Consider the following 24,823-nt stretch of genomic DNA (forward strand, 5'->3'; position numbering starts at 1 on the left):
CGACCTCACCCACGCCACAACAAACGTGTCCGGCCGCCGTGGGGCTCTCCGCGCTGCTGTCCGCGGGCCTGCTGGATGATCGAGGCATCGCAACCCTGAAACTCGATTCAGAACCGTCAGGCTCCGCGAACAACAAAGGGGACTTTCGGATCAGGAGTCTTCGCTCTTCACAACGGATCGTGGTGCTCATCGAATATCCCCAGAGGGCTTCGCCAGCAGGCAGGGCCCTTCGCGCGACTCTAAGCGCCCTTCGGCTTCAAGCCATTCAGGGCGTGGAGGTGCATCAAGTCGCTGCCACGTCAGAAAGCGAATGGGACCGGATCGTCGTGGAAGCACCCGCGTCCACAATAGAAGCCCGTGGCGTCTACACGCTGGAACTCCTGGACGCGGAGGGCACGCGGGTCCTTGTTGTTCCCGGGGTGCGGTTTCCGAACCTCTAGGCTCCGGACCCACTGAGCAGGCATGCGCTCCAAGCGCTTTCGCAGACCACCGTGACGAGGGGCCGCCCGGGCGGCCCGTGGGTCTGCCCAACTCCTCCCCGGCACTTGGTTTGAGTTGGCTGCCCACGTCCGGACAGCGCTCACCCAATGGGGGCCACGCTCGGCCAGTTGGGCGGCAACACGGGAATCAGAATCGCCATTTGTATCGCAGCCGCAACCCTGGCTGCGGGGGTCTGGCATTACCTGGAGACCCACGGCAAGCGGGGCTGACACTCCTCGCTCAGCGCTTCCGGTCCCGCCGCCACGTCGCGGGCGTGGCGCCATGGGCCCGCCGGAAGGCCTTGCCGAAGTGCACGGCATCGGCGAATCCCGTCGCTTCGGCGACCTGCTCCAGCGATGCCGGCGTCGTCAGCAGCATCTCCTGCGCTCGCTTGAGGCGGGCCTGTAGCTGCCATTGATACGGCGCCACGCCGGTGGAGACCTTGAAGGCGCGGCTGAAGTGCGCTTGGGACAGGTCCACCAGTGCGGCCAACGCCGACAACTCGACCCGTTCGGGCAGGCGCGACTCCAGGAAGTCGATCACCCGTCGCAACTGCCACGGCGCCAGGCCCTTGCGCGTCGCTGGACCTTCCCCACGGCGCGAGCCCACTACGGCGAAGATGGCGGCGATCAGGCCGTCCCCGTAGAGCTGGGTTGAAGGGTCGTCGTCCTCCACCGCTTCGGCGAGCAAGCGCACCAGCGTCCAGAGGCGGTCATCGGCGAAGCGCAACCGCGGCGCTCCCAGGTCAGCGTGGCTTGGTGATTGACCCAGGCGCTCGACCAGCTCCGACGGGTCGAAGATGAGCACGGCATCGCGCACCAGGCGCGAATTGGCGCTGTAGCCCCACAGCGGCATGCCAGCGGGCATGATGTTCATCTGCCGGGGGACGTAACCGATTTCGCAGGGCTTGCCTTCGCGCAGGCGCGGCTCGCAGGGTGCCCCCACCTCCTCCAACAGCGCGCTCAATCGCACATGGCTTTCCAGGCACAGGGAGTGCTGGGTCGGGCCTGAACTCCGGATCTCGTTCACATCCACGCAGATCCCGTTCCATCTTCGCCGAACGACGGAAACGCCAACCACGTTCTCTGGCAGCGGGCTCAGCCGTTCGGCGCGTGTCTCCATGGCATCGTTCTCCCGATTCCCCCCTGGCGACCGGGGGTTCCATTGCTCGGGAGAACGATGTCAGCAGTCCGGAAGACAGTCATCCTCCGAACCGGGGAAGACCGTTCGTTCAGGCGCCCTGACCGGCCCGGCCTGCCAGCAGTTGCATCTCCCATGCGAAGGCCACGGCGCTGCCGCCACCGTGAGCGCCGAGCACCTCGGCGAGCGCGGTGGCGCTGGCCTCGCGGGCCCAGTCGCGCTGCCACTCGCCGAGCACCGCCATCCAGGTGATGGGCGTCACGCCCGCCATCTGCATGCGCCTCACCGCCATGTCATGCGCCTCGCGGCTGACGCCGCCCGAGGCGTCGGTGACGGCGTAGACTTCATAGCCCTCGCCCGCAGCCTGGATCGCGGGCATGGCCAGGCAGATTTCGGTCCACAGCGCGGCGATCACCAGCTTCTTTCGATCCGTCTTCTTCACCGCGTCCACCACGCGGTTGTCCTCCCAGGTGTTGATGAAGGTGCGGTTGATGGGCTTCTGCTCGGGGAACACGTCCTGCAGGCCCTTGACCAGGTAACCGCCGCGCTCCTCAAGGACGGTGGTGAGGAGGGTCGGCACCTTGAAGACCTTGGCCGCCTTGGCCAGGCCGATGACGTTGTTCAGCACCATCGTCGGTTCGTGGCTGTGCAGGTTGGCGAACTGGTAGGGCTGGTGGTCGATCAACACCAGCACGCTGTTCTGAGGCGTCAGCAGGGCTTCGAGTCCACGGTGGGAGGATGCCGGGGTCGTGCTCATGGTCTGGGACTCCTTGGGGGAAGTGCCCCCTGTGGGGGCACGGCATTGGGCCCGAGACCGGTGACCGAAACACGGTACGGAACTGCTGTTCCTGGTCGGTTCCTGCGCCGGAATCAGAGCGCCGTCGCGCGAGCGATCTGCTCCGTGCGCTCCACGTCCGCCAGCACCTGCGCCAGCTTCTCGCGGATCGCGTCCACGGCGTCCGCGCCCAGGGGGAGTCGCAGCGTCGTGGAGCCCGAAGCCACGGCCTCCACGATGGCGCGCGCGGCCTTTGCGGGGTCACCGGGCTGCTGACCGTCGGACTGCGTCGCATACGTGCGCATCGGTCCGACCGTCTCGGCGTACTCCGCCATCGCCGGCATCGCGCGGTACGACGGGCCGAGCAGGTTCGTGCGGAACATGCCCGGCTCGACGATCAGCACCCGCACGCCCAACGGCCCGACCTCCTTCGAGAGCGCCTCCGACAGCCCCTCCAGCGCATGCTTCGCCGCGCTGTACGCACTCGTGCCCGGGTAGGTGACGAGCCCGGTCGCGCTCGTGAGCTGCACGATGGTGCCCGAGCGACGCTCACGCATCTGGGGGAGCACGGCGCGCGTCATCGCCACCGCGCCGAAGAACAGCGGCTCGAACGCGGCCCGGAGTTCCTCCTCGCTCGTCTCCTCCACGGCGCCGAGAATGGTGTAGCCCGCGTTGTTCACCAGCACGTCGATGCCGCCGAAACGCTCCGTGGCCGCCGCGACGGCGCTCCGGACCTCGTTCACCTTCGTGACATCCAACCGGACCGCGAGGACGCGGTCGGGAGCGCGAGCCACCAGGTCCGCCAGCGTTCGCGGATCCCGCGCCGTCGCGACCACGCGCTCTCCCCTCGCGAGGGCTTCCTCCACGATGCAACGACCGAACCCCGACGACGATCCCGTGACGAACCAGACCCTGCCCTGCTGTGCGCTCATGACGTCCTCCATGGCCCACAAGCTATGGGCCTCGACTCCGCCCCGAAACACGTCGTATCTGGATGCGCTTTGTAGTTACGCTAAAGAATGCACGACGACCTCTCGGGCCTTACGGCGCTCCTCGCGGTGGCGGAGAAACGAAGCTTCACCGCCGCGGCGATGCAGCTCCGCGTCACCCCCTCGGCGGTGAGCCAGAGCCTCCGGGCACTGGAGGAACGCGTCGGCGTGCGGCTCCTCCAGCGCACCACGCGCAGCGTCGGGCTCACCGAGGCGGGGGCTCACTTCCTCGCCCGGCTGGAGCCCGCGATGAAGGGCGTGCACGAAGCCTTCGAATCCCTGGGCGAGCTGCGCGACCGCCCTGCGGGCGTCCTGAAGCTGACCGTGCCCCGCTACGGCTACCAGGAGGTGCTCGCGCCCCACCTCGCGAACTTCCTCGCGTCCCATCCCGACATCCAGGTGGAAATTCATCTGGAGGACGCGCTCGTCGACATCGTGAAGCGAGGCTTCGACGCGGGCATTCGCATTGGCGAGCTGCTGGAGCGCGAGATGATCGCCGTCCAGGTGAGCAACGACATCCGCATGACCGTGGTGGGTGCACCGTCGTACTTCGCGACGCGCGGCAAGCCCCGGCACCCGCGCGAGCTGCGCGACCACGACTGCATCAGCTATCGCAGCCGGACCCATGGGGGTATCTCCCGCTGGGAGTTCATGGACGGAGCAAAGCGCATCGAGGTCGCGGTCAACGGGCGCGTGTCACTCGACGACGTGGACTTCATGGTGGACGCCGCGGTGGACGGCCTGGGACTCGGCTTCCTGCCGGAGACCCGCGTGCGGAGGTTCGTGGCCGACAAACGCCTCGTACGCGTGCTCGAACCGTACTGCCCCGCCCTCCCCGGCTTCTTCCTCTACTACCCGAGCCGGTCCCAGGTGGCGCCGAAGCTCAAGGCGCTCATCGACTTCTTGAAGAAGGGCCGGCGGCGCGGCGCGGGCGCCAGCCCCCTGTGTCAGGGAAGTTGTCGCCTCGGCTGAGCGGCCGGGACGACCATGCCCTGGGGGCGAGAGCAGGCAGGCCTCAGTGCCGTACACGGATGGATTCAAGACGCAGATGGTGAAGCGGATGGTGGGCCCCGGCGCGGTGAGTGCCGCGGCGCTGGCGCCCCGCACTTCGTGTAAGTATGCCCTTCGTGCGCGCAGCACTTTATACAGCTTTACGCACGCAGCTCCCAATGGCAGCACTGAACTCACCCAGCCTATCAGCATCGCCAGGAGAATCATGGGCACATCTAAATCCAGCTCAGTCGAACTCCCAGAAGAATTACTCTCCGCCATCCGATCAGGCACCTGTATTGCCTTCGTTGGCGCAGGCTTCAGTATCCCAGCAAATTTCCCGAATTGGATTGAACTTCTGAACGGCCTTTCCCAGCATGTCAGTGTGGGACTGCAAAAACACATAAAACTACTCCTTGCAAAAAAGGATGGCAGCGCTTCGTTGGAGGAGGCAGCACAGGCCATAGAGGATGAACTTGGCCAGGACAAAATGGCCAAGCGCCTGAAGACGCGGCTGACCATCAGCAAGCTGCCCCCAAACATGGCGGAGCGTATTCATCTTTTACAAGGCATTCCTTTTCGCGCAATTCTTACCACGAACTTCGACATGCTTCTAGAAGGGGAGACACCAAGCGCCCAAGCATACCGAAAGATTATGCGAGCGCCGCGTCCACGGTGGTGGGACGAGGGATTTTGGGACCAGAAGGCGTGCTTCCCTCCAGTCTTGAAGCTCCATGGCGACGTTCGAAAAGCCAACACCGTTGTCCTCACCAGACGGGGGTATCGCCAGCGCCTGCATAACGATCCGCATTTCACGAGATTCCTGAGCGCTCTCTTCACACAACACACAGTGCTGTACCTTGGCTTCTCCTTCAGCGATGCGTACCTAAATGAACTGCGCTCCGGAGCACTTTCGCTGCTTGGCGAAGCTGATGGCGCCAGCCCTATCGCATACGCAATTGCGAATGACGTTCCACCACGTTCAGCTAACCACCTCAGGCACCACGAGGGCATCCGGGCCCTCTCCTACTCAAGCAATGGGAACAAAGACTTCTCGGGATTCGATAAACTCTTGCGCGAAATTCATGAAGCAACAAATCCTCTTCTCCATTTCGGCCGGCGCCTGAAGGGACGAAGACTTCTCTGGCTCGATGAAGAGCCGCAGAACAACGCCCTCATCGAACGTTTCTTCTTGCAGGCAAAACGAGAGGCCCATCTGCCACTCGGCACACTCCAAGTCACGCGTGCGCTAAGTGTTGACAAGGCCGTCGCCGCACTGCACTCCTCGGCTCAGAAGAATGAGCAGTTCGATCTCGTCATTTCCCACTGCGGGCAAGGGTTCAAAGGACAGACCGTCGCTGAGCAACTGCTCGCAGCAATGAGACGCCGAGACCTTCGCAGTCCTGTGCTCATATTCTCGAGCAATCAAGACGCGTCAGAGCGTCGGCGTCGCGCACTTGCCCTCGGCGCTCATGAATATTGTTGGTCCTTCGGGGGGCTATTACGGGCTATCGAGCGTGTTCTAGGACCGGGAATCGAACACGAATCATAGGTGCACTGTAGGTCCCTATGCACCAATGCATCTGTCGCCCAAACCACGAGGCAGGAGAACGCATCTTATGGGCGACTCATTACGTAAGGGGCCATACACGTAGACGCCTTCCAGCGCAGTGGCTCAGCGAGCTTCCCGTAATCAGTTGCAGGTCAAAGCCCTGCGTATACTGATGCCCGAGCACGCCTCGGAACCGCTCTGCAAACGTCTCCGCGTAGCAGTCTTGCACCCGGACTCAGCTTCACGCAGCCGCGCACCCGGATCCACGTCGCATCCGTCCACTCCATCCTGGAGTTGTCAGCCGTGGCGTCCGGAAGGAAAACCCGGACCGCCTGCCTCCAGAGCCCTCGCGCCTACTTCGCCGGGGGCGTCACGGTCAGCGACTTCGCGCGCTTCTCGACCGCGCGCAGCGTGTCCACCACCGCGTCCTTCTGCCCCACGTTCGCCAGGAACCCGGGGATGGAGCCCGCAGGGTCCACCGTGAACTTGTACACGACCCAGGACTTCCCCTCGCCGCGCGACTCCACCTTCCAACTGCCCTCGTTCAACCGCAGGCGCACCACGTCGCGCCTCGCGGGAAACGCGTCCGGCTCCGCCTTCCAGTGCTGCTCGTACACGCCCGTCCCATCCGGCGCGACCTTCGACTCCGTCACCACGTGGCAGATGTAGTCGCGCGAGGACACCACCGGCAGGTCCAGCCGCGTGTACGTCAGCCGACCGCCGTCGTCCGTCGGCTTCACCACCCGCGACTCCTTCACGTACGGCATGAACAGCCGATAGGACTCCATGTCCTCCAGCGTCGCCTGCACCTGCGCGGCGCTCGCCTTCAGTTCGCCCTCCGCCCAGATGTCCTTCGCCTTGGTCCCCGGGCGTGGCCGCACCTTCACCACGAAGGGCTCCGTGGCCACCGTGTCCCAGGCCTCCTCCGCCCCCGCCACGCTCGAAACCAGCAGCACCGCCGCCGCCACCACCGCTCCACTGAACCGTCGCGTCATTTCCACCGTGCACCTGTCCTTCGCATCGCGCCCGCCGCCGGCCCCTCGTGTCGCGCGCGTCACCCGTACCCCATCATTCCGACATCTGGACGACCCAGGCCCTGCCCACGAACCAACGGAATGCACAGGCCGCTCGACTTTGCGCTCGGGGCTTGGCAAGCCTTCACCCCATGCGTCCTCAATACTCCGGTCCCCCGCCCGAGCGTGGCCTGTTCTGCAACCGCACCCTCAACATGCGCGCCATCAAGGCCGTGGGCTACGACATGGACTACACGCTCATCCACTATCGAGTGGAAGCGTGGGAGCGCCGCGCCTACGAGTACATCCGCGACCGGCTCGTCGAGCAGGGCTGGCCCGTCTCCGACCTGACGTTCGACCCGATGCTCGCCATCCGCGGGCTCATCATCGACACCGCCAAGGGCAACCTGCTCAAGGCCAACCGCTTCGGCTTCGTGAAGAAGGCCCTCCATGGCAGCAAGCCCATGGACTTCGACGCGCAGCGCGAGGCCTACAACCGCACCATCATTGACCTGGCCGATCGCCGCTGGGTGTTCCTCAACACGCTCTTCTCCCTGTCGGAGGCGTGCATCTACGCGCAGTTGGTGGACCGCCTGGACGCCGGCCAGCTCCCCGGCCCCATGGGCTACGTGGACCTCTACGAGCACGTGCGCAAGAACCTGGACGCCACGCACATGCAGGGGCGCCTCAAGGCCGAAATCATCGCGGACCCCGAGCGCTACGTCATCGATGATCCGGAGACGCCGCTCGCGCTGTTGGATCAGAAGAACGCCGGCAAGAAGCTGCTGCTCATCACCAACAGCGAGTGGGCCTACACCGAGCCCATGATGCACTTCGCCTTCGACAAGCACCTGCCCGAGGGCATGACCTGGCGCCAGCTCTTCGACGTCGTCATCGTCAGCGCGCGCAAGCCGGAGTTCTTCACCACCCGCTCCACCCTCTTCGAGGTGGTGGAGGCCAATGGGGAAGCGCTCCTGCGCCCCCACTCCGGCCCGCTCAATCGCAGCAAGCCCTACTTCGGCGGCAGCGCGCTGGAGCTGGAGCGGCACCTGGGCCTGTCCGGTGACGAAATCCTCTACGTGGGCGACCACATGTTCGGCGACGTGCACGTCACCAAGAACGTGCTGCGCTGGCGCACCGCGCTCGTCCTGCGCGAGTTGGAGGACGAGGTGCGCGCCATCGCCGCGTTCCGCGCCACGGAGATGCGCATCGGCGAGCGCATGATCAAGAAGGAGCGCCTGGAGGACGAGAGCTGTCAGGTCCGGCTGGAGCTCCAGCGCCGCCGCCACCAGTACGGCCCTCGCACCGACACGACCGAGACGGAGCTGGTCACCCGCCTCACGGAGCTGCGCGCGGAGACAGAGGCCCTGGACGCGGAGCTGGGGCCCATGGCGCGCGCGGCCGGGGAGCTGTCCAACCCCCACTGGGGCCTGCTCACCCGCGCCGGCAATGACAAGAGCCACCTGGCGCGGCAGGTGGAGCGCTACGCGGACATCTACACGTCGCGCGTGAGCAACTTCCTGTTCGCCACGCCCTTCGTCTACCTGCGCAGCCCGCGCGGCAGCCTCCCGCATGACCCCAGCCTCCCCGGGGGGACTCCCGTGTTCACCACCGGGGACGGCGCGGGCAGCGGCCCCGTGGAGTAGCCACCGCCACGGCGCCTCGCCTACTGCGTGAGGCGCCACAGGGCCTGGAGGTCCGCAGGGAGGTTGCTGGCGAACTTGTCCGCCTCGCCCTCCGTGATTTGATCCTGGAAGGCGCGCAGCACCGCGCGGATCACCAGCTCCGCGCGGTCCACCGGCATCTTCAGGTCCTCCGCGACGGATTCGATGAACTCCTCCCGGCCGAAGCGCTGGAGCCGGGCGGGACGCTCCTCCGCGGGAGGCAGGAAGGCCACCAGCAGGCGGGGCAGCTGCGCCTCCAGGTTGCGCGCCCCTTCCGGCAGGACGCGGCGCTCCAGGGTGGTCAGCACCGACACGGCGGCGCACTCGGCGAGGTTATGGGGCAGGCCGCTCACCTCCTCCAGGTGGAGGAGGAAGGCCGCGTAGGAGGCTCGCAGGTGGGAATCGTGGCGCCGCTCGTGGCGGGCCTGCTTCTCGGCTTCGCTTTCGTGAAACTGGGCCATGGCACACCTCGGGTTGGGTGAGGGAAGGGCAGCCCCAAGGTGCTCATCTCCCCCGCCGTTCGCGGCGTCCAACCAGCCGTGCCCAGGCCTCCGACGCCCCCACCTCCGGCCGCCCACCGGCGGAAATAGCCGCCAAGTGCCCGGAGTTACTGAACATGTGTCCAGACCTCCCAACGGAGGGGGACCTGGCGGGCAGGCGCGCGAACCGTCCATGTCAGACCCCTCCCGTATGAATGATCGCGTGAGCCACTCGACCCCGCCATCGTCGTCGTCGCGAGTCCTGGAGCAGCGCAACCTGCTGGGGGGACTCGACCTCCTGCCCGTGATGGGCAGCCGCAAGCGCGCGCGTCAGTTCCACGTGTCCACGGAGCGCAAGCTGGGCTTCGCGGCGGCGCTGGCGCTGGTGGTGGAGCACGGGCGGGAGAAGGCCAAGGAGACGGGCACGACGTCGCTGACGCGCTGCCCGCGCTGCGGCCACACGGGGCCCACGGAGCAGGACTTCGGCTTCCGCATCATGAGCCGGGGCCAGCGCCGTCCGCAGTCCTGGTGCCGGGGCTGCCGGGGTCAGCACCTGGACCCGGTGGTGAACGCCACCGCGCCCCGCCCCGAGGACGGCTGGCTGTTCCCGCCGGAGACCATGCGCCAGCAGAAGGCCAGGCCGGAAGCCAAGTCGAGCAAGCCCAAGGCGAAGAAGCGCGCGCGCCGCAGCAACGACGACCTCACCTGAGCCAGGGGGCGATCCTCCCGGCACATCCGTCCGAGTGCCCGTCAGGTGGTCAGCCTGGAGCCGCACCGAACGAGAGCGCCCAGTCGCCGTCGTAGGCCATCTTCATTGGAACCCGTGCCAGGGGTGGGCAATACAGCAGCGAGGCTTCGACCTTCATCCCCCGGCGCTCGGCGAGGCGGAGCATCGCGAGGCCTTCGAACCAAATGAACCGGTAGGCAACGAACTGCTCCGGCGCGGTGCCCCACCGCACGGCCTCGGCTTCGGTTTCCGCCGAATGGAGCTGGAGGACCCGTTCGAAGGCGGCGAGGAAACGACCTCCGTCTCCTGACAGCAGTGCCAGGAACCACTCCCACCGGTCCGCCTGGGACTTCGCGAGGGCGCCTTCATGCTGGCGGAGCCAGGGCTCGGAAGGGGTTGCGTCCGCTGGGAGCGCGATGAACTCCTGGAGCAACCGGGCCCAGGCGAACTCGTCCTCGTACTCCTCTTCGCCCTGCTGGGAGGAGGAGACCCGGCACAGGTCGCGGGCGAGTTCCCAATACCCGCCGGCCACTGCCCCCAGCAGCGAAGCATTGTCGGAGGCGGGCGGTAGGTCCGCGCCCCGGGCTCGCAGGTGGATGAGCAACCGGCGCCAGTTCTCCGCCGAGCAGGCCAGTTGGTAGAAGAAGTGCTGGGGGCTCCCGTCGAGCAGCAGGGTCGTCACGCCCTGGGTGTGGAAGTGCACGCAGGCCTCGCGCACCAATCCCACGAGTTCTTCCACTGTTCCGTCCGCCAGCACTTCCGGGAAGGCGTCGTCGAAGAGGATGTCGAGCGAGTCCGCGGCTTCTTCCCTGATGCCTGCGAGGTCGAACTCCATCACTCCTCCTCGAGGTGCATGAAGGAGCCGTCCCAACCTTCCGCCGCGAACAGTCGGTAGCCGGTGACCTTGCCAGCCTTGAGGGCGTCGGCCACGACCTGGTCGATGACGTACTCCCGCATCAGGGGCTTGAAGCGGAAGAAGCGGGCACGCGGGGAGATGGCTTCCTTCTTCAGGATGAGCGTGCGGACCCTATCAATCTCGCGCTCGTCGAAAGGCTCCTTGTCATAGACGGACTTCTCCAGGTCGATGCCGTCCTCCCCACCCAGCGGGTGGATGATGAAGTACTCGGGCCCCACGACCTTGTCCTTGTGGTCCTTCACCGCCACAGGCAGGTATTCGCAGTTATCCACCCCCACCGAGTCGAGGATGTCCTTCACCTTCTTCGAAGCAATGATCAGGCTCAGCGTGGTGGCTACGAAGTCGAAGAGCTTCCGGTGTTTGGGGAAGTTCCTGGAGAATTTCAAGGTGGCCCCCGCTGGGAACTGCGCGGCCTGACTCTGTCCCTCGAAGAGGCGCCACTTGGACGGCGCGTCCGCGACGTAGGTTTCGATGACGCCACCGGGGTTGCTGAGGGTGTCGAGCATCCAGAACGTCCGGTTGTCGGTCGTCATCAGTTCATCGCTCCCTCCGGGAAGCGCCTGCGCCGCCCGGTACTCTTTCGCTTGCCCTTGGAAATGAACTTCACCAGGTTGTCCTTGGGGCGCTTGCCCTGCAGGTACAGTTTGACCGATTCCCTGCCCAGATCCTTGAGCTTGTCCCAGAGTTCATCCTCGACTCGGGTCAGCTTGTCGACGATCTGTGCGTAGAACGCCGCGTGAGGTTTGTCACTTTCCCGGGCCTTCTTGATCATGTCCTTGACGCCTTCCAACCGCCGTCTGGCGTACTTGAGGTACTCGGAGTGCCCGCCAAGATGCGCCAGCAGGCAATGCGGTGGCACATCCCAGGTGGGCAGCGGAACGATGTTGTGCCCGTTGTTCACGTCGTAGCCCGACGCGCGAATCAACTCCTGCTCATCATCGGTGAAGTGGGCTTCATCCCGGCTGTCGAAGACCTCGATGGGGATGAGGTGGTGTGCCACCCACCGGTACGGAGTGGAAGCCGAGAAGAAGAAGTAGAGCTCCGCCGTCGTCTTGTGGGTGAGCTTCTTCGCCAGGAAGAACCGCTTGTCCCTGCCGGGGAAGCCGCCGGGCTCGGGGAATTCGAAGCACGCCTGCCACTTCGCACGGTCCTTCACGATGGCCCAGACCGGGCGCTGCTCCGCGAGCTTCTCCACCTTCTCCAGCATCGCCTTCTTCCTGGCGTCGTCGCATCCCGTGAACAGGAAGTCGAAGGGCCACTGGTTGTAGCGGTCCCGGCCTCCGTGCTTGTGCACGTACGCGGGCCCCCGGTACTGGGCGTGTCCCCGGCGCTTGAGCGGATCCGGCGTGCTCGCGTGCTCGGACTCCTCCTTCGCCTGGGCTTCCAGTTCCTGGATGAGCTGCTTGGGGTAGGCAGGGTCCTCCAGCTCCGGAAACTTCTCGTGCTTGAAGGTGCCCTCATCGACGTTGCTGAAGCTGAACTCGCTGAAGCGGGTCCTCTTCGGGGTTCCACCCTTCCCGGAGCTGCTCATGCACGACCTTCCTTCTCCGAAGTGGACAGCAGGATGGCGGCCCGGAGCGGCTGTCTGTCTTCCGATGTGAGCACCACACCCGAGCGCACCCGTGCATAGCCGCGCTCGAACCCCCGAAGCACCACACAGACGCCCAGGGCCCCCGAGACGACTCCCGTCTCACCGAAGCCGAGCGCCGGAAACCAGGAGCGCTCAAGCCTCCACTCCGGGCGCCACATGCGCAGGTGCAGGAGCAGGCCACCCCATTCCTGGGCCCGCCGCTGCTCTCCGTTGTAGTCACTCACCAGCAACGGTTCCTCCGAAGCGGACGCTCCGGGCGGCAGCACCCGCTCCACGCAGGCCGCCAGATCACGGCCATCGGCCCGCTCGGGCTCGGAGGATTCCAGGACGCACACGTCGTCGAGGAGGACCGGCGCAGGGGCTCGGGAGTCCAGACGTCCCTTCACAGGCCGGAGCAGCAGCGCGACCCCGGCCTCTCCCGGAATGAACCCGACGGGATGGTCCTCCGTCTTGAGGCACCTTCGCAGGGCAAGGGAATGCAGGGTCGGAGGTGAGAGCAGGCTGTCCACCGCGACCACCAGGCAGGCCTTCGCTTCGCGGGAGCTGATGACCTCCCGCGCGGCCTGGAGCGCTCGGGCAAAGGCCACATGGCCTCCCATGAAGCAGCGCCATCCGCCCCGCCAGACCACTCCGAGGTTGTCGAAGGCCTGCTTCAAGATGAACGTGCCGAGCACGTCGCGCCGCCGCGTCGCGTCCTCGCGCAGCTCGGGACGCATCGGGAAGTCACGCTCCAGGGCATCCGGAAGCACCAGGAAGAGCGGCGTGTCAGCACCCAACTCCTGGAGCGACACCCGGCCCTGGAGGTCCAGAAGCGTCTCATGAAGGATGGCGATGAGCCTGCCGGCAGCGGAAAAGCCAAAGGTGACATCTGGAATGGCACACGTCACCAGGGGAGCCGGGGCGTTGTCTCCCTCTGGGAAGTACTGGAACTCACGCGACGCACGGGCATGCGTCAGCCCCGCCCGAAATGCAGCACAGGCCGTGATGAGGGGCCCCAGGCACGAACTCATCGCGGCGGCGGCAATCTCCAGCCTCATGGGGAAAAGATAGGCGGATGCTGGAATTCACCTCAAGGCGAGGAATAACAATGCCTGTCCAGACGGAGACTACGACAGGCCATGTTCGCGGCCATCCGGTGCGGACGAACGCTCGCTCCGCCCCCCCTACCTCCCGCCGGGACGAGCACCCACTCCCTGCATGCGCCGGGAGCAGCCCTCGCCCTGTCCGTCGCCAGGGATGGCGTCCCCCAGCGCGGGTCCCTACCTCTTGAAGACAAGGAGGACCTCTATGTCCGTGCGGACCCTGGTGGCAGGAATCAAGGAGAAGCGGCGCGTGGGTGCCCATGCGGCCCAACCCAGTATGCAGGCCAGCAAGGGCCGCAAGACGCTGGCGCACGACGACGAGGCGGAGCTGTTGCGGCAGAAGGACTTGAAGCGCGTGACACTGGGCCCCGCCGCGGGCGACCACGGCCCCAAGCGCAACAACCGCGGCACCGGGATCCGGGGCCGCAAGAAGGCGCCCAGCCAGATCCACATCAAGAGCGAGGGTGGACCGCACAACCGCTCCGGGCTGCACGGAGGCTGAGACTTCCGCCCCACGCTGCATGCTGGAGAAAGACGACGCCCCGCGTGGGAGACGAAGTCCCTCTTTCCGGGGGACCGCCTTCCACCGCGGGGCGCGGTGCTTCGGGGATGGAGCGCCGGTCAGTAACCGACGTAGGCGCCGCCGCCGTTGAGACCCTTGATGCCGGGGACGTTGGACACCGAGCCGTAGCGCTCGATGGAGTAGCGAACGGCCGCGATGATGTTGTCCACCGGGTTGCGGATGTTGTCGTGGCCGGGGAGCTTGTGCGCGTCGAACGTCGGCTGGATGGTCTGCATCAGGCCGATGGAAGGCGTGCCCTTCTGCGCGTTGGAGTCCCAGTTGTTGATGGCGTTCGGGTTGCCGCTGGACTCGTGCTCGATGATCTTGGCGATGTCCTGGGGGTTCATCTTGTCCGCCGGGATGCCGTTCGCCTTGAGGATGTCCGTCGCCTGCTTGATCCAATCACCGACCTGGCCGGGAGGCATGTCGCCCACGGGCTCGGCGCCGCTGGAGCCCTGGGTCTGCTGGGTGCCGCCGGTCAGGTCCGGACCCTTGGGGCCCGCGCCTTCCGCCTGGAACTCGTCCTTGGCGCCCGGGATGGTGAGCTTGGCGTCCGCGAGGATGAGGTCGGCGTTCTTGATGTTCGGGTTCGCCTTCATCAGCGAACCGACGTCGGTGTTGAACCGCTTGGCCAGCGCGCCCAGCGTGTCGCCCGACTTGATCCGGTAGTCACCCATGTGAAGAACCTCGCGATTGCCGAAAACCGTTATGCCTGATTGTCGGCCCCCTACTTGCGGAGTTGCGCCTACATTTGCGGTTTTGTGGGTGGTTTCACGCGGAGTCAGACTTTGACCGACCCGCTGGAATCCTGCACCGGGGCTGTCGCCGCAGGAGCCCCATCAGCACGGCCAGGGCGACGGTGCCCAGGGACCCAGGGGCCGCTGCGCAGCCTCCTCCGCTCACGGAGGGGGAGCCTCCATTGGAAGGCAGGGGGTCGGAGATGGCTTCGCAGGGGGTGAAGCAGCGGCAGGCGTCGTCCCCTTCCACCTCCAGCCGGGCGCACACGCCCTGTGCGCCACACGCGGCGTCCTCCGAACACGACGCGCCGTAGGTCCCCGCCTGGAGCGCGGGAAGCAGGCACCGGGCGGGAGCGTCCCCGGCCGCGACGCAGAGGAGGCCGGCGGGGCACTCGGCGTCGGTGGCGCAGGCCTCCTGGCAGAGAGCGTCCAGGGGCAGGGGCGAGGGGGCTGGCGGGGGCGCGGCTTCGTCCAGGAAGGGTTGGAGGAAGTCCGCCAGCGCGTCCGCCCGCACCTGGACCGCCTCCGAACGGCAGGCCACATCCCCACTCACGGTGAGGCCCCAGAGCACCTCGTTCCCCTGGGGGCCGCCCAGCACCGGGCCGCCGCTGTCGCCCACGCAGGTCATCGCCGGGGAGGGGCCCGCCTGGAAGGACGCTGCCTGCACGCCGGTCACCTGGAGCAGGCCCTGACGCCGCTGGCCCGAGGGCCGGGCCGCATCCTTCGTGTCCCCGTAGCCCACCACCCGCACGAGGCTCCCCTCCACCAGCGGGGGGTCCTGTCCGCCAGGCAGCCGGTAGGGCGGGACACCCTCCACGGGCGTCGCCAGCCGCAGCAGGGCCGCGTCCCAGGCGTGGGTGGCCGGGGCATAGGAGGGGTGGGCCACGGCCCGGGTGACGCGCACGAACCGACCTTCGGGCCCAGGAGCTCCGGACTCCGGAGGCAAGGACGGCCCGAGGAAGACCTCGTAGGGCCCCGCCTCTCCGAAGAGGGCCAGGCAGTGCGCCGCCGTCAGCACCACGTCCGGGGCGATGAGGGCGCCTGAACAGAGGAGCACCGGCGGCTCCCCGGCACAGCGCGTGCGCCGGGCCACCAGCGCCACCGCCGCCCCGTCCCCGGGCGCGTCCGTGCCCTGGACGACCCCCTGGGCCTGGGAGTCCGGCCGGGTGGATTCCTCGGGCCCGGAAACGGGCAGGCAGGCGAGCATGAGGAAGGCGACGAGCGCAACCGCCCCGGGGGGTTGGCAGCCTGTCGGGTCCCTGGCGGACGCGGTGGACCGTTTCGCCATGGGGCGCATCATAGATAACAGGGGGTCGTGGGAATGGGTCAGCTCCCGCGTTACCTTGCCTTGGGGGGTCGTGAACCGGATAGAGTCCGTTGCACGTCTCCCTGCCCACCCGGCCAGAAGGCGTGCTTCATGACGCTCCTCGGGCCGGAGGTCTACCGGTCCGATCGGGAGTCAGACAGGCTGCCTGCCTGCCGTTCTTGCCGTTTGGGCCTGCCGCATTGAAGGGCCCGCCACATCTTCACGGGTGGTGGGTCTGCAACCCTTTTTGGAGGATGTTCACATCATTCGCGAACAGAAGAGTCGCGGTCCCAACAGGGACCAGAGAACCAACCGCCGCATCCGCGCGCGGGAAGTCCGTGTCGTCGGCGCGAACGCCGAGCAGTTGGGCGTCATGCCCATCGAAGCAGCGCTGAAGCTTGCCCAGGAGCAGGGACTCGACCTCGTCGAAGTCAGCCCCATGGCCAAGCCGCCAGTCTGCAAGATCATGGACTACGGCAAGTTCAAGTACGAGGAGAAGAAGAAGGCCTCGGACGCGAAGCGCACACAGGTGGTCATCCAGCTCAAGGAAGTGAAGCTCCGTCCCAAGACGGAGGAGCACGACTACGAGTTCAAGGTGCGCAACACCCGCCGGTTCATCGAAGAGGGCAACAAGGCCAAGGTCGTCATCCAGTTCCGCGGGCGTGAAATCACGCACAAGGAGTTGGGCAGCGCCATCCTCGATGACGTCATCAAGGACCTGAAGGACGTGGCCGTCGCCGAGCAGATGCCGCGCATGGAAGGCCGGCAGATGTTCATGATCCTCGCGCCGACGCCGAAGGTCGCGCAGAAGGCCCGTGAGCTGACGCGTCAGGCTGCGGCGGCCGTCCGCAAGTCCTCGCCGCCGACCCAGAAGAAGCCGCACCCCGAAGGTGGCCATCCCGCCGCGGAGAGCGCTTCCACCGCGCCCGCCGAAGCCGAGGAGACCGGTACCAGCGACGACGCCGACACGGGCGACGAGCAGGACACCGCGACCGCGACGACGTAGCCGCTCGCGCGAACGGGCTTCGCGTCTCCCCTTCCTCGTGAAGATGGGAGACGCGCCCACGGGCGGTGCCCCTCGGGATGACTCCCAGGGACCCGCCCGCGCCCGTCGTCCGGGCCTGCTTCCACGTCCCGCGCGTCGCGGGGGGACACGTTCCCCCCGCTAGAAGCGCAGGACCCGCGTGCGCCGGCGACGCCCCCACTCCATCAGGATGAGCGTCATCCCCACCGCGAGCATCGCGCTGGCACCGCCACACCCGGCGGCCATCGCCTGCTGCGACGGGCCCGTCAGGGCGCTGTCCAACATGCCCACGTCCTGGGGCGGGTCGAAAGAGGACGGTCCGCCGGAGCCTCCGGTGGCGGCCAACCGCCGGTCGTCTTCCCCGGACGCTTCCTTCGCGGCCACCGGCTGGGACTTGAGCGACGACGCGCTGGTGGAGAAGAAGGACAGCCGGATGCTGGAGCCGGATGACGGCTCGATGCCGAAGAAGCACACCAGCGGCACGCCCGAGGGCAGCACCTCCGGCGCGGCCGGGTAGCCCGCGAAGCCGGACACCGACGCGAGCTCCTTCCCCACCCCCGGCTTGCCACTGGAGGAGAGCGCGCGGACCCACAGCCGGTAGCCGCTGCCGTCGCTCCGGGGCTGGTTGTAGAAGAGGTACACGGCGCTGCCCACGCGGGTGAGCGCGGGCTGCGTGGCCCAGTCCCCGTCGTCCAGCACGCGCACCGCGGCGCCGAACGCGCTGCCGTTGAAGTGGCGGTAGTTGAGCCGCTCGGAGTTGTCCTTGTAGACGACGTGCAGGCCGCCCTTGGCGTCCGCCACCGCGCTCATCGCGGCCCCATGGTAGATGCCGTCGGAGAAGGCGGTGCGCGTGGAGGACCAGGTGGACAGCGACGCGCTGTCATCGCGGATCCGGTAGTGCGTGGTGTCGTGGCCGTCGTGGGAGCTCCACAGCACCATCATCCGGCTGCCCAGGCTGATGAGTCGCCCACCGCCGCGCTTCGGGATGTCGCGCGCGAGCGCGGACTGTTCGCGGAAGGTGGAGCCGCCGTCGCTGCTCACCGCGAGGGTCAGCGTGTTGCGGGCGTCCTTCTCCCGGAAGAAGGCCTGCACCCACAGCCGGCCCTTCGAGTCGCGCGCCAGCTCCGCGCGGTAGTACGCGGTGCTGGAGCTGGTGGAGTCGAAGACGCGCACGGCGGTCTGGGGACTCCAGCGGCCCTTGGACGCGCTGTAGCGCCACCACTGGAAGTACACGTCCCGGCTGGTGGAGCCGCCAATGCCCGTGCTGTCCGGCGTCTCCACCGCGTAGACGAGCGCCACGTCCTGGCCCACCGCGATGAGGTCCGCGCGGTCATACGCGGAGCCGTCGTGGATGGCGCCCTCCAGCTTCCAGGTGCCGCCGCCGTTGTCGCTGCGGAACATGCGCAGCCCGTGCCCGTCCAGCCCGCCCTGTTGCACGGCGGCGAGCAGCACGGAGCCCTCGCTGCGAGACACCCGGACGATGTGCCGGTGCGCGGGCAACGTCAGCGCGTTGCCGCCCCGCACCGGAAGGGCCGATGGGGGTGTCGCGGCCGTCATGCCCGTCAGTAGCAATCCCGTGAGTACCGCCCAACCCATTCCAGTCCCCCTCCGTTGGATTCCTGGCGGAAAGCTGGTGCGCCGGGACGGTCTGGAGAAGCTGGGAGAAATCGGGGCGTCGTCTGCCTGTCTGCCCTTCGGCGGGCACCCGCGCGGGCGTGTTGCGCGGCGGCGGACGTCTTTTGGTGAACGACAGGCCGCGGATCAGCCGCGCGCTGTCGCCCGTCCACCGATTTGCGCGCCCGCGTCGGGGGGCAGGCGGCGGAAGAGGGGCCCGGCCAGAGAAGATACGAGCCCGATGGCGAGGAAGGGCAGCAGGAACCGGTCCGGCGTGAGGCGCACGTCCCCGCCGCCTCGGGCCACGTGCAGCATCAGGCCGCCGAAGCTGATGCCCACGCTCAGCGCCATCTGCTGTGTCACCACGGCCAGCGTGGACGCGCTGCTCACCGCCTCCCTGGGGAGGTCCGCGTAGGCCACCGTGTTCGTGGCGGTGAACTGCAACGAGCGCATGAAGCCACTGCAGATGAGCGTGCCGATGATGAAGGGGATGGGCGTGCTCATCCGGAAGAAGGCGGGCACGGCCGTCAGCGCGGCGGTGAGCAGGTTGGAGATGATGAGCGTCTTGCGGAAGCCCACGCGCCGGATGAGCACGGGCGCCACGGGCTTGCACGCGAAGGCCCCCATGGACGTGCCAATGGTGACGAGCCCCGCCTCCAGTGGGCCCCACCCCAGGCCCACCTGGAAGAGCAGCGGCAGGAGGAAGGGCGTCGCGCCCAGGCCCATGCGCACCAGGGCGCCGCCCAGCATGCTGGCGCGGAAGGTGGGCACCTGGAGCAGGCGCAGGTTGAGCACCGGACGCGGCGTGCGCAGCGCGTGTCGCACGTAGGCGGCCAGCGCCCCCACAGCCACCAGCGCGATGCCCAACTGCGCGGGCCACGGCACCAGGCCGATGCCCGCCGTCTCCGCCGCGCCCATCAGCGTGGTGATGGCGACCACCGCCAGGGCGAAGCCCTTCTTGTCGAAGGGGCCCGGGTCGGGCTGTTTCAGCACAGGCACGAAGCGCGCCACGGCCCACATGCCCAGCAGGCCCACCGGCACGTTGATGAAGAAGATCCACGGCCAGTCCGCGACGCCCAGGATGAAGCCCGCGAGCGGAGGGCCCAGCAGTGGCCCCACCAGCGCGGGCATGGTGAACCAGCTCATCGCGGACACCAGCCTTTCGCGCGGCGCCGAGTTGACGATGATGAGCCGGCCCACGGGCGTCATCAGCGCGCCGCCAAGCCCCTGCAACGTGCGGAAGAGCACGAGCTGCCCCAGGGACCGGGAGAAGCCGCACAGCACGGAGGCCGTCAGGAACACGCCCATGGCCACCATGAAGACGCGGCGCGGACCGTAGCGGTCGGCGATCCACCCGCTCGCGGGCGCGAGCACCGCCAGGGCGAGGATGTACGAGGTCAGCGCGAGCTTGAGGTGGACCGGATCCGTGCCGAAGGCCACCGACAGCGTGGGCAGCGCGGTGGACAGCGCCGTGGAGTCCAGAAACTCCATGAACAGCGCACTGGCCACCGCGATGGATGCCAGCCGGGAGCCTCGGGTGGAGCGGCCAGGTCCGGTGGATGCGGTCGCGGTGGAGACGGACACGTCCTTTTCTATGCGCATGCCGCGCCGCGCCTGTCACGTACGCCCGGCAGGTGGGTCCCTGAAACCAGAAGCGAGCGTACTCAGAGCCCTCAGCGTCGGCGGCCCATGCCCTCGGGAACACCGGCCGTCCTCCCGGTGGGCGGGCGGGCAGGCGGCGACCCATGGCCCGAATCCTTCCGGCGCACCGAAGCCTTCGGGCATCGAGCGCGGAGCTTCCCTCCGGACTGGAGGCGGCGGCGTCAGGGCTCGGGCGGTTCGTTCCGGGCGGCCTCGGTGAGCAACCGGGCCTCCTCGCGCAGCTCATCCAGCCGGACGCGGTGACGCTGGAGCAGCGCCTCCACCTGTTCGATGCGCGCCGAGTCCCCCCGCGCCCGGGCCTCCTGCTTCTCCCCTTCCAGCCGCGTCACGTCCCGCCCTAGCAACGACGTGATGTGCTCCGTCTTCTCCAGCTTCCAGCGCGCTGTCTGCGGCTGTTCCTCCTCGATGGGGTCGTTGGGCTGCGCGGGGGCGTTGGCCACCTCCGGCTCCGGAGGCACGTCCCCGGGACTCGGGGGCACCACCGTGGCGTGAGGTTGCTCGGGCGCGGTCGCGCGCACCGGCGCCGTCCGCTTCGGCGCGACCACCGCCGCCTCAACGGGCCTGGGGGCTTGATGGAACTCCGGGGGCAGCGAGGGAGGAGCGCCCGTCTCCCGGGACGTCAGGAACGCGATGCCAATCACCACCGCTCCCACCAGGCCCGCGCCCCCCACCAGCATCACCCGCTCACGGCGTCGCATCGTCCGTACCCCTCACAAGCCCCTCGGGCCCTTCACAGCCGCAGGCGCCAGCCTTCCGACTGCCGCTCCACCCGGAAGAAGTACGGCTCCTGCCGCTCCTTCCCTCCCTGTGACACGCGCGCCCGCACGAGCACCGCGTTCGGGTCGCGGCCATCCACCTTCGCTTCGACGATGTCCACCAGATGCAGGTCGTGCTCGCGCAGGTCCTTCACGCTGTCCTCGCACGAAGGCAGGCCCTGGCCTTCCACCAGCATCGGGCCCAGCACCGCGCAGTCACCCGAGGGCAGGGCCTGGAAGAAGCGGCGCACCACCGCCTCCCCGGCCTCCACCTTCGCGGACGTCGCGGACGTGCAGGCGGGCGCGGCGAGCCACAGCCCCACCGCCCCCACCACGTATCGCGTCACGCGTCCCATCCGCCTTCAGTAGCAGTTGGGCGCGAACAGCTCGTCGTCCGTGGCGGACACGAACTGGTCGTCGCACCAGCCGCTCGCCAGCACGTGCCCGTTGCGCACGCAGCCGTCGTGGTTCGTCGCGTCCACCGTGTACTGCGTGTCACCGCCGCAGCCGCTGCCGCTGCGGCCGAAGCAGTTGCCCATCACCTTGGGGCGCGACCAGTGGTCCGGCTCACCGCACACCCAGGTGCTGCCGTTCATGTAGTACTCGTCGCCGTTGCACGTCGTGTGGTCTCCCAACTGGGCGATCTGCTGGTTGCGCGCGTTGTCGAAGCCGCCCTTGTCGCAGTCGTGCTTCGCGTACGAGTACCAGTTGTACGTGCCGCCGCAGCTGCCCACGTTCTTGCCGCCACACTTCGCGTAGCTGCACAGCATCGTGTAGCCGCGGTTCTGCTCGCCCATCACCGTGCGCTTCAGCGTGACGCTGGTGGGGTTCTGCGCCCACATGCCCACCGCGCGCCGCAGATACATGGCCTCCGGCGTCGCCGCGTCGCCCGCGGGCAGGCCCTGGTTGAGCGCCTGGTAGAAGGCCGCCAGCACGTCGCGGTCCGCGTCCACCACCTGCGTGTCCTGCGCGTTCTGGTCCGCGAAGCCATCCAGCGTGGACACACCCGAAGCGGGGTCCATCAGGCCGGTGAGCGTCAGGCCGTGCGTGCGCACCTCCAGCCGGTACACCCCGGGCTCCACCTCCCGGGAGGAGAAGGACACGTCCTGCCCCCAGGTGCCCCGGGTCAGGCCTGCCTCCGAGCTGAGCGTCAGCCCTTCGGGGGAACCGGGAGCAGCGGACGGGACGTCCGCCCCCGCGCCACCACAGCCCCACAACAGCAACGCCGCGACCGCACCGAGTGCCTTGCGCATCTGTCTGTCAACCTCCGGCCAGGAGACCTGCTTGGACAACGAAGCAGCCGCTGGAGTACCGGGCGGCCGGGCGCCGCTCAAGGCGAGGTGCGTCACGGTGGGGAGGCAGGCTCCAGGACCCACCCCCTGAGGGCAGGCCCGCCGTTCACGGCGGACAGGCGCGCAGGGGCGGGGATGTGGCATGACGGGCCGGCGTTTCGCGTCGTCCCTTTTGGAGGAAGTCCCTTTGAAAATCCCCGCGCTCACCGTCATCGCGGCGCTCGCCGCGACGGGTTGCTCCAACGGCAGCATCAAGAACAACCGCGAGGCCCAGGCCCGCATCGCGGCCAACGCGTCCAAGCCCCAATTGGAGCCCTTCAAGGGCTCCGAGCCGCTGGCCGGCACGCCAGACACCTTCAAGGCCCTGTGCAAGGCGGACCTGGAGCGCGCACAGGCGCAGGTGGTGGCGCTCAAGAAGTTGGACGCGAAGTCGAACGGGCAGGCGGTGCTCAAGGCCTACGACGAAGCGCAGACGGCCATCATGAACGCGGCCAACCGCGCGAGCCTCACCCAATCCGTGCACCCGGATCCCGCCCTGCGCGACGCGTCCCGTGAGTGCGAGCAGCAGGTGGACGCGGCCAACGTGGCGGTGTCCCAGGACCGCGGCGTCTATGACGCGCTGTCGCTGGTGGACCTGTCCAAGGCGGACGCGCCCACGCAGCACTGGGTGAGCCGCGCGCTGCTGGAGTTCCGCCGCGTCGGCGTGGACCGCGACGAGCCCACGCGCCAGAAGGTGAAGGAGCTCAACGAGGAGATCCTCAAGCTGGGCCAGCAGTTCGGCAAGAACATCGCGGAGGACATCCGCAAGGTGGCCTTCACGCCCAAGGAGCTGGACGGGCTGCCGGAGGACTACAAGAAGGCGCACGCGCCGGGCGCGGATGGCAAGGTGGTCATCACCAGCAACTACCCGGACTACTTCCCGTTCATGACGTACGCGAAGAACGCCAAGGCGCGCGAGAAGCTGTGGCGCGCCTACCGGCAGCGCGCGTTCCCGAACAACCAGGCGGTGCTCGCCCAGCTCATCGAGAAGCGCAACGAGCTGGCGACGCTGCTGGGGTACGCGAACTGGGCGGCCTTCACCACCGAGACGCGGATGACGCGCACGCAGCAGGCGGCTGCGGACTTCATCGACCAGTTGGCGCAGTCCACGGAGGCCCGCGCGAAGAAGGAGATGGCGGAGCTGCTGGCGCGCAAGAAGAAGGACGTGAAGGGCGCCACCGTGGTGGAGCCGTGGGACCACGACTACTACGAGGACCGGGTGCGCGCGGAGCGCTTCGGCTTCGACTCGCAGACGGTGCGTCCCTACCTGGAGTACGCCCGGGTGAAGGACGGCGTGATGGGCATCACCTCCAGCCTGTGGGGCGTGACGTTCCAGCCGGTGAAGGACGTGAAGACGTGGCACACGGACGTGGAGGCCTACGACGTGCTGGAGGGCGGCAAGCCCCTGGGCCGCGTCTTCCTGGACATGCACCCGCGCGACGACAAGTACAAGCACGCGGCGCAGTTCGACCTCATCACCGGTGAAGCCGACAGGCGTCTGCCGGAGGCCGTGCTGGTGTGCAACTTCCCGCGCCCCGGCGACCTGATGACGCACGACGAAGTGGAGACGTTCTTCCACGAGTTCGGCCACCTGATGCACACCGTCTTCTCCGGTCACCAGAAGTGGACGCCCATCTCCGGCATCTCCACCGAGCGCGACTTCGTGGAGACGCCGTCCATGCTGCTCCAGCAGTGGGCGCAGCAGCCGGAGGTGCTCAAGAGCTTCGCCAAGCACCATGAGACGAACGAGCCCATCCCCGCGGAGCTGGTGGAGAAGCTGCGCGCGTCGAAGGAGTTCGGCCAGGGCCTGTGGGCACGCCGGCAGTTGTTCCTGTCCGCGGTCAGCCTCCAGTACTACTCGCGCGCGCCGGGCTTCGACACGTCCGCCGTCCTCTCCGAGCTGCAGAAGAAGCTCAGCCCCTTCCGCCACGAGTACCGCGACGGCACCCACTTCGAGGTCGCCTTCGGGCACCTGGATGGGTACTCGGCCGCGTACTACACGTACCTGTGGTCGTACGTCATCGCGAAGGACCTGGAGTCGGAGTTCCAGAAGGCCGGCTACCTGGACCGGGACACGGCGATGAAGTACCGCCACACCGTGTTGGATCCGGGCGGCTCCAAGCCCGCCGCTGACCAGGTGAAGGACTTCCTCGGCCGGCCCTACGCCTTCGATGCCTTCCGCGCCTACCTGGACGGCAGCGCGAAGACGACGGGCACCGCGAAGGACTCGCAGTAGCCGTCGGCCGTGGCGCGGTGGCCTCCTTGGCCACCGCGTCGCCCGCCTGACCCGCCCCGCAGGGCTGGAGTCGGCGCGGCGCCCACGCGACCCACACACCGCCCCTCATCGCGGAACTTCTCTTCCCTTCCGGAACCGCACCGGTCGCGCACCCCTGCCCCGGGGATGGAGCCCGCCGTCGGCCCGTCAACGCCGAGG

Annotated in this window: 23 protein-coding genes; 7 read left to right on the plus strand and 16 right to left on the minus strand. The window is 67.8% G+C overall.

Translation table 11 applies throughout. The annotated features are described in order from the left end of the window. Nucleotides 1-720: 720 nt before the first annotated feature. The 3 genes from OV208_RS35915 to OV208_RS35925 all read right to left on the minus strand — a co-directional run bounded on the left by OV208_RS35915 (nt 721) and on the right by OV208_RS35925 (nt 3,327). Nucleotides 721-1,602 (minus strand): helix-turn-helix domain-containing protein, encoded by an 882-nt coding sequence (locus OV208_RS35915; protein ID WP_267578442.1) that lies wholly within the window; start codon nt 1,600-1,602, stop codon nt 721-723. Nucleotides 1,603-1,711: 109 nt separating this feature from the next. Continuing rightward, complete coding sequence (locus OV208_RS35920) at nt 1,712-2,377, minus strand: hydrolase (RefSeq protein WP_267578443.1); 666 nt, start codon at nt 2,375-2,377, stop codon at nt 1,712-1,714. A gap of 113 nt (nt 2,378-2,490) precedes the next feature. Beyond that, complete coding sequence (locus tag OV208_RS35925) at nt 2,491-3,327, minus strand: oxidoreductase (RefSeq protein WP_267578444.1); 837 nt, start codon at nt 3,325-3,327, stop codon at nt 2,491-2,493. Between the two features lie 87 nt (nt 3,328-3,414). On the opposite strand from OV208_RS35925, the gene OV208_RS35930 reads away from it, so the two are divergent. Both OV208_RS35930 and OV208_RS35935 read left to right on the plus strand, forming a co-directional pair. Further along, a complete protein-coding gene (locus OV208_RS35930; protein WP_267578445.1) occupies nt 3,415-4,356 on the plus strand; it encodes a LysR family transcriptional regulator in 942 nt (313 codons plus the stop codon). Nucleotides 4,357-4,432: 76 nt separating this feature from the next. Next, nucleotides 4,433-5,926 carry an SIR2 family protein gene (locus OV208_RS35935; protein WP_267578446.1) on the plus strand — a complete coding sequence of 498 codons (1,494 nt, stop codon included), beginning with the start codon at nt 4,433-4,435 and terminating at the stop codon, nt 5,924-5,926. A gap of 353 nt (nt 5,927-6,279) precedes the next feature. Here OV208_RS35935 and OV208_RS35945 read toward each other — a convergent pair whose 3' ends face one another. Further along, the gene (locus OV208_RS35945) at nt 6,280-6,921 is read right to left on the minus strand and encodes an SRPBCC family protein (RefSeq protein ID WP_267578447.1); all 642 of its coding nucleotides are present in this window, start codon (nt 6,919-6,921) and stop codon (nt 6,280-6,282) included. 170 nt (nt 6,922-7,091) lie between these two features. Between OV208_RS35945 and OV208_RS35950 the strand changes: the two genes are divergently transcribed. Next, nucleotides 7,092-8,585, plus strand: a complete 1,494-nt coding sequence (locus OV208_RS35950; protein WP_267578448.1) for an HAD-IG family 5'-nucleotidase — start codon at nt 7,092-7,094, stop codon at nt 8,583-8,585. A 20-nt stretch (nt 8,586-8,605) separates the two neighbouring features. On the opposite strand, the gene OV208_RS35955 is transcribed toward OV208_RS35950, so the two are convergent. Next, nucleotides 8,606-9,064, minus strand: a complete 459-nt coding sequence (locus tag OV208_RS35955) for a DUF2267 domain-containing protein (protein ID WP_267578449.1) — start codon at nt 9,062-9,064, stop codon at nt 8,606-8,608. A 211-nt stretch (nt 9,065-9,275) separates the two neighbouring features. Between OV208_RS35955 and OV208_RS35960 the strand changes: the two genes are divergently transcribed. Further along, complete coding sequence (locus OV208_RS35960; RefSeq protein WP_267578450.1) at nt 9,276-9,791, plus strand: hypothetical protein; 516 nt, start codon at nt 9,276-9,278, stop codon at nt 9,789-9,791. A 49-nt stretch (nt 9,792-9,840) separates the two neighbouring features. Here OV208_RS35960 and OV208_RS35965 read toward each other — a convergent pair whose 3' ends face one another. Genes OV208_RS35965 through OV208_RS35980 form a run of 4 tightly spaced genes read right to left on the minus strand, consistent with a single transcriptional unit; the run spans nt 9,841 to nt 13,353 of the window. Next, nucleotides 9,841-10,644 (minus strand): Imm49 family immunity protein, encoded by an 804-nt coding sequence (locus tag OV208_RS35965; RefSeq protein WP_267578451.1) that lies wholly within the window; start codon nt 10,642-10,644, stop codon nt 9,841-9,843. Further along, nucleotides 10,644-11,258, minus strand: a complete 615-nt coding sequence (locus OV208_RS35970; RefSeq protein WP_267578452.1) for an imm11 family protein — start codon at nt 11,256-11,258, stop codon at nt 10,644-10,646. Before OV208_RS35970 ends, OV208_RS35965 begins: the two co-directional genes overlap by 1 nt. After that, a complete protein-coding gene (locus OV208_RS35975) occupies nt 11,258-12,256 on the minus strand; it encodes an AHH domain-containing protein (RefSeq protein WP_267578453.1) in 999 nt (332 codons plus the stop codon). The genes OV208_RS35970 and OV208_RS35975 overlap by 1 nt, the downstream gene beginning before the upstream one ends. Continuing rightward, complete coding sequence (locus OV208_RS35980; RefSeq protein WP_267578454.1) at nt 12,253-13,353, minus strand: hypothetical protein; 1,101 nt, start codon at nt 13,351-13,353, stop codon at nt 12,253-12,255. The genes OV208_RS35975 and OV208_RS35980 overlap by 4 nt, the downstream gene beginning before the upstream one ends. A 250-nt stretch (nt 13,354-13,603) precedes the next feature. Between OV208_RS35980 and OV208_RS35985 the strand changes: the two genes are divergently transcribed. Beyond that, nucleotides 13,604-13,900 (plus strand): hypothetical protein, encoded by a 297-nt coding sequence (locus tag OV208_RS35985; protein ID WP_267578455.1) that lies wholly within the window; start codon nt 13,604-13,606, stop codon nt 13,898-13,900. A 119-nt stretch (nt 13,901-14,019) separates the two neighbouring features. Here OV208_RS35985 and OV208_RS35990 read toward each other — a convergent pair whose 3' ends face one another. Next, on the minus strand, nt 14,020-14,637 hold the full coding sequence (locus OV208_RS35990) for a transglycosylase SLT domain-containing protein (RefSeq protein WP_267578456.1): 618 nt from the start codon (nt 14,635-14,637) through the stop codon (nt 14,020-14,022). 94 nt (nt 14,638-14,731) lie between these two features. Beyond that, complete coding sequence (locus OV208_RS35995) at nt 14,732-15,985, minus strand: S1 family peptidase (RefSeq protein ID WP_267578457.1); 1,254 nt, start codon at nt 15,983-15,985, stop codon at nt 14,732-14,734. 280 nt (nt 15,986-16,265) lie between these two features. Here OV208_RS35995 and infC point away from each other — a divergent pair, with 280 nt between their 5' ends. Continuing rightward, nucleotides 16,266-17,009 carry a translation initiation factor IF-3 gene (gene infC, locus OV208_RS36000; RefSeq protein WP_267578535.1) on the plus strand — a complete coding sequence of 248 codons (744 nt, stop codon included), beginning with the start codon at nt 16,266-16,268 and terminating at the stop codon, nt 17,007-17,009. Nucleotides 17,010-17,168: 159 nt separating this feature from the next. Here the strand turns inward: infC and OV208_RS36005 are convergent, their stop codons facing one another. From OV208_RS36005 to OV208_RS36025, 5 genes are all read right to left on the minus strand, one after another. After that, nucleotides 17,169-18,584, minus strand: coding sequence for a hypothetical protein (locus tag OV208_RS36005; protein WP_267578458.1), 1,416 nt, complete (start codon nt 18,582-18,584; stop codon nt 17,169-17,171). A 204-nt stretch (nt 18,585-18,788) separates the two neighbouring features. Beyond that, complete coding sequence (locus OV208_RS36010) at nt 18,789-20,243, minus strand: DHA2 family efflux MFS transporter permease subunit (RefSeq protein WP_267578459.1); 1,455 nt, start codon at nt 20,241-20,243, stop codon at nt 18,789-18,791. Nucleotides 20,244-20,464: 221 nt separating this feature from the next. After that, nucleotides 20,465-21,001, minus strand: coding sequence for a hypothetical protein (locus OV208_RS36015; protein WP_267578460.1), 537 nt, complete (start codon nt 20,999-21,001; stop codon nt 20,465-20,467). Nucleotides 21,002-21,033: 32 nt separating this feature from the next. Continuing rightward, entirely contained in the window at nt 21,034-21,414 is a 381-nt protein-coding gene (locus OV208_RS36020; RefSeq protein WP_267578461.1) for a hypothetical protein, read from the minus strand. Between the two features lie 6 nt (nt 21,415-21,420). Then, nucleotides 21,421-22,311, minus strand: coding sequence for a hypothetical protein (locus tag OV208_RS36025; RefSeq protein ID WP_267578462.1), 891 nt, complete (start codon nt 22,309-22,311; stop codon nt 21,421-21,423). Between the two features lie 181 nt (nt 22,312-22,492). On the opposite strand from OV208_RS36025, the gene OV208_RS36030 reads away from it, so the two are divergent. Continuing rightward, nucleotides 22,493-24,625 (plus strand): M3 family metallopeptidase, encoded by a 2,133-nt coding sequence (locus OV208_RS36030; protein WP_267578463.1) that lies wholly within the window; start codon nt 22,493-22,495, stop codon nt 24,623-24,625. The last annotated feature ends 198 nt before the right edge of the window (nt 24,626-24,823 follow it).

Origin of the sequence: Corallococcus sp. bb12-1 (assembly GCF_026626765.1) — a bacterium.
In the GTDB taxonomy this organism is placed as follows: Bacteria; Myxococcota; Myxococcia; order Myxococcales; family Myxococcaceae; genus Corallococcus; species Corallococcus terminator.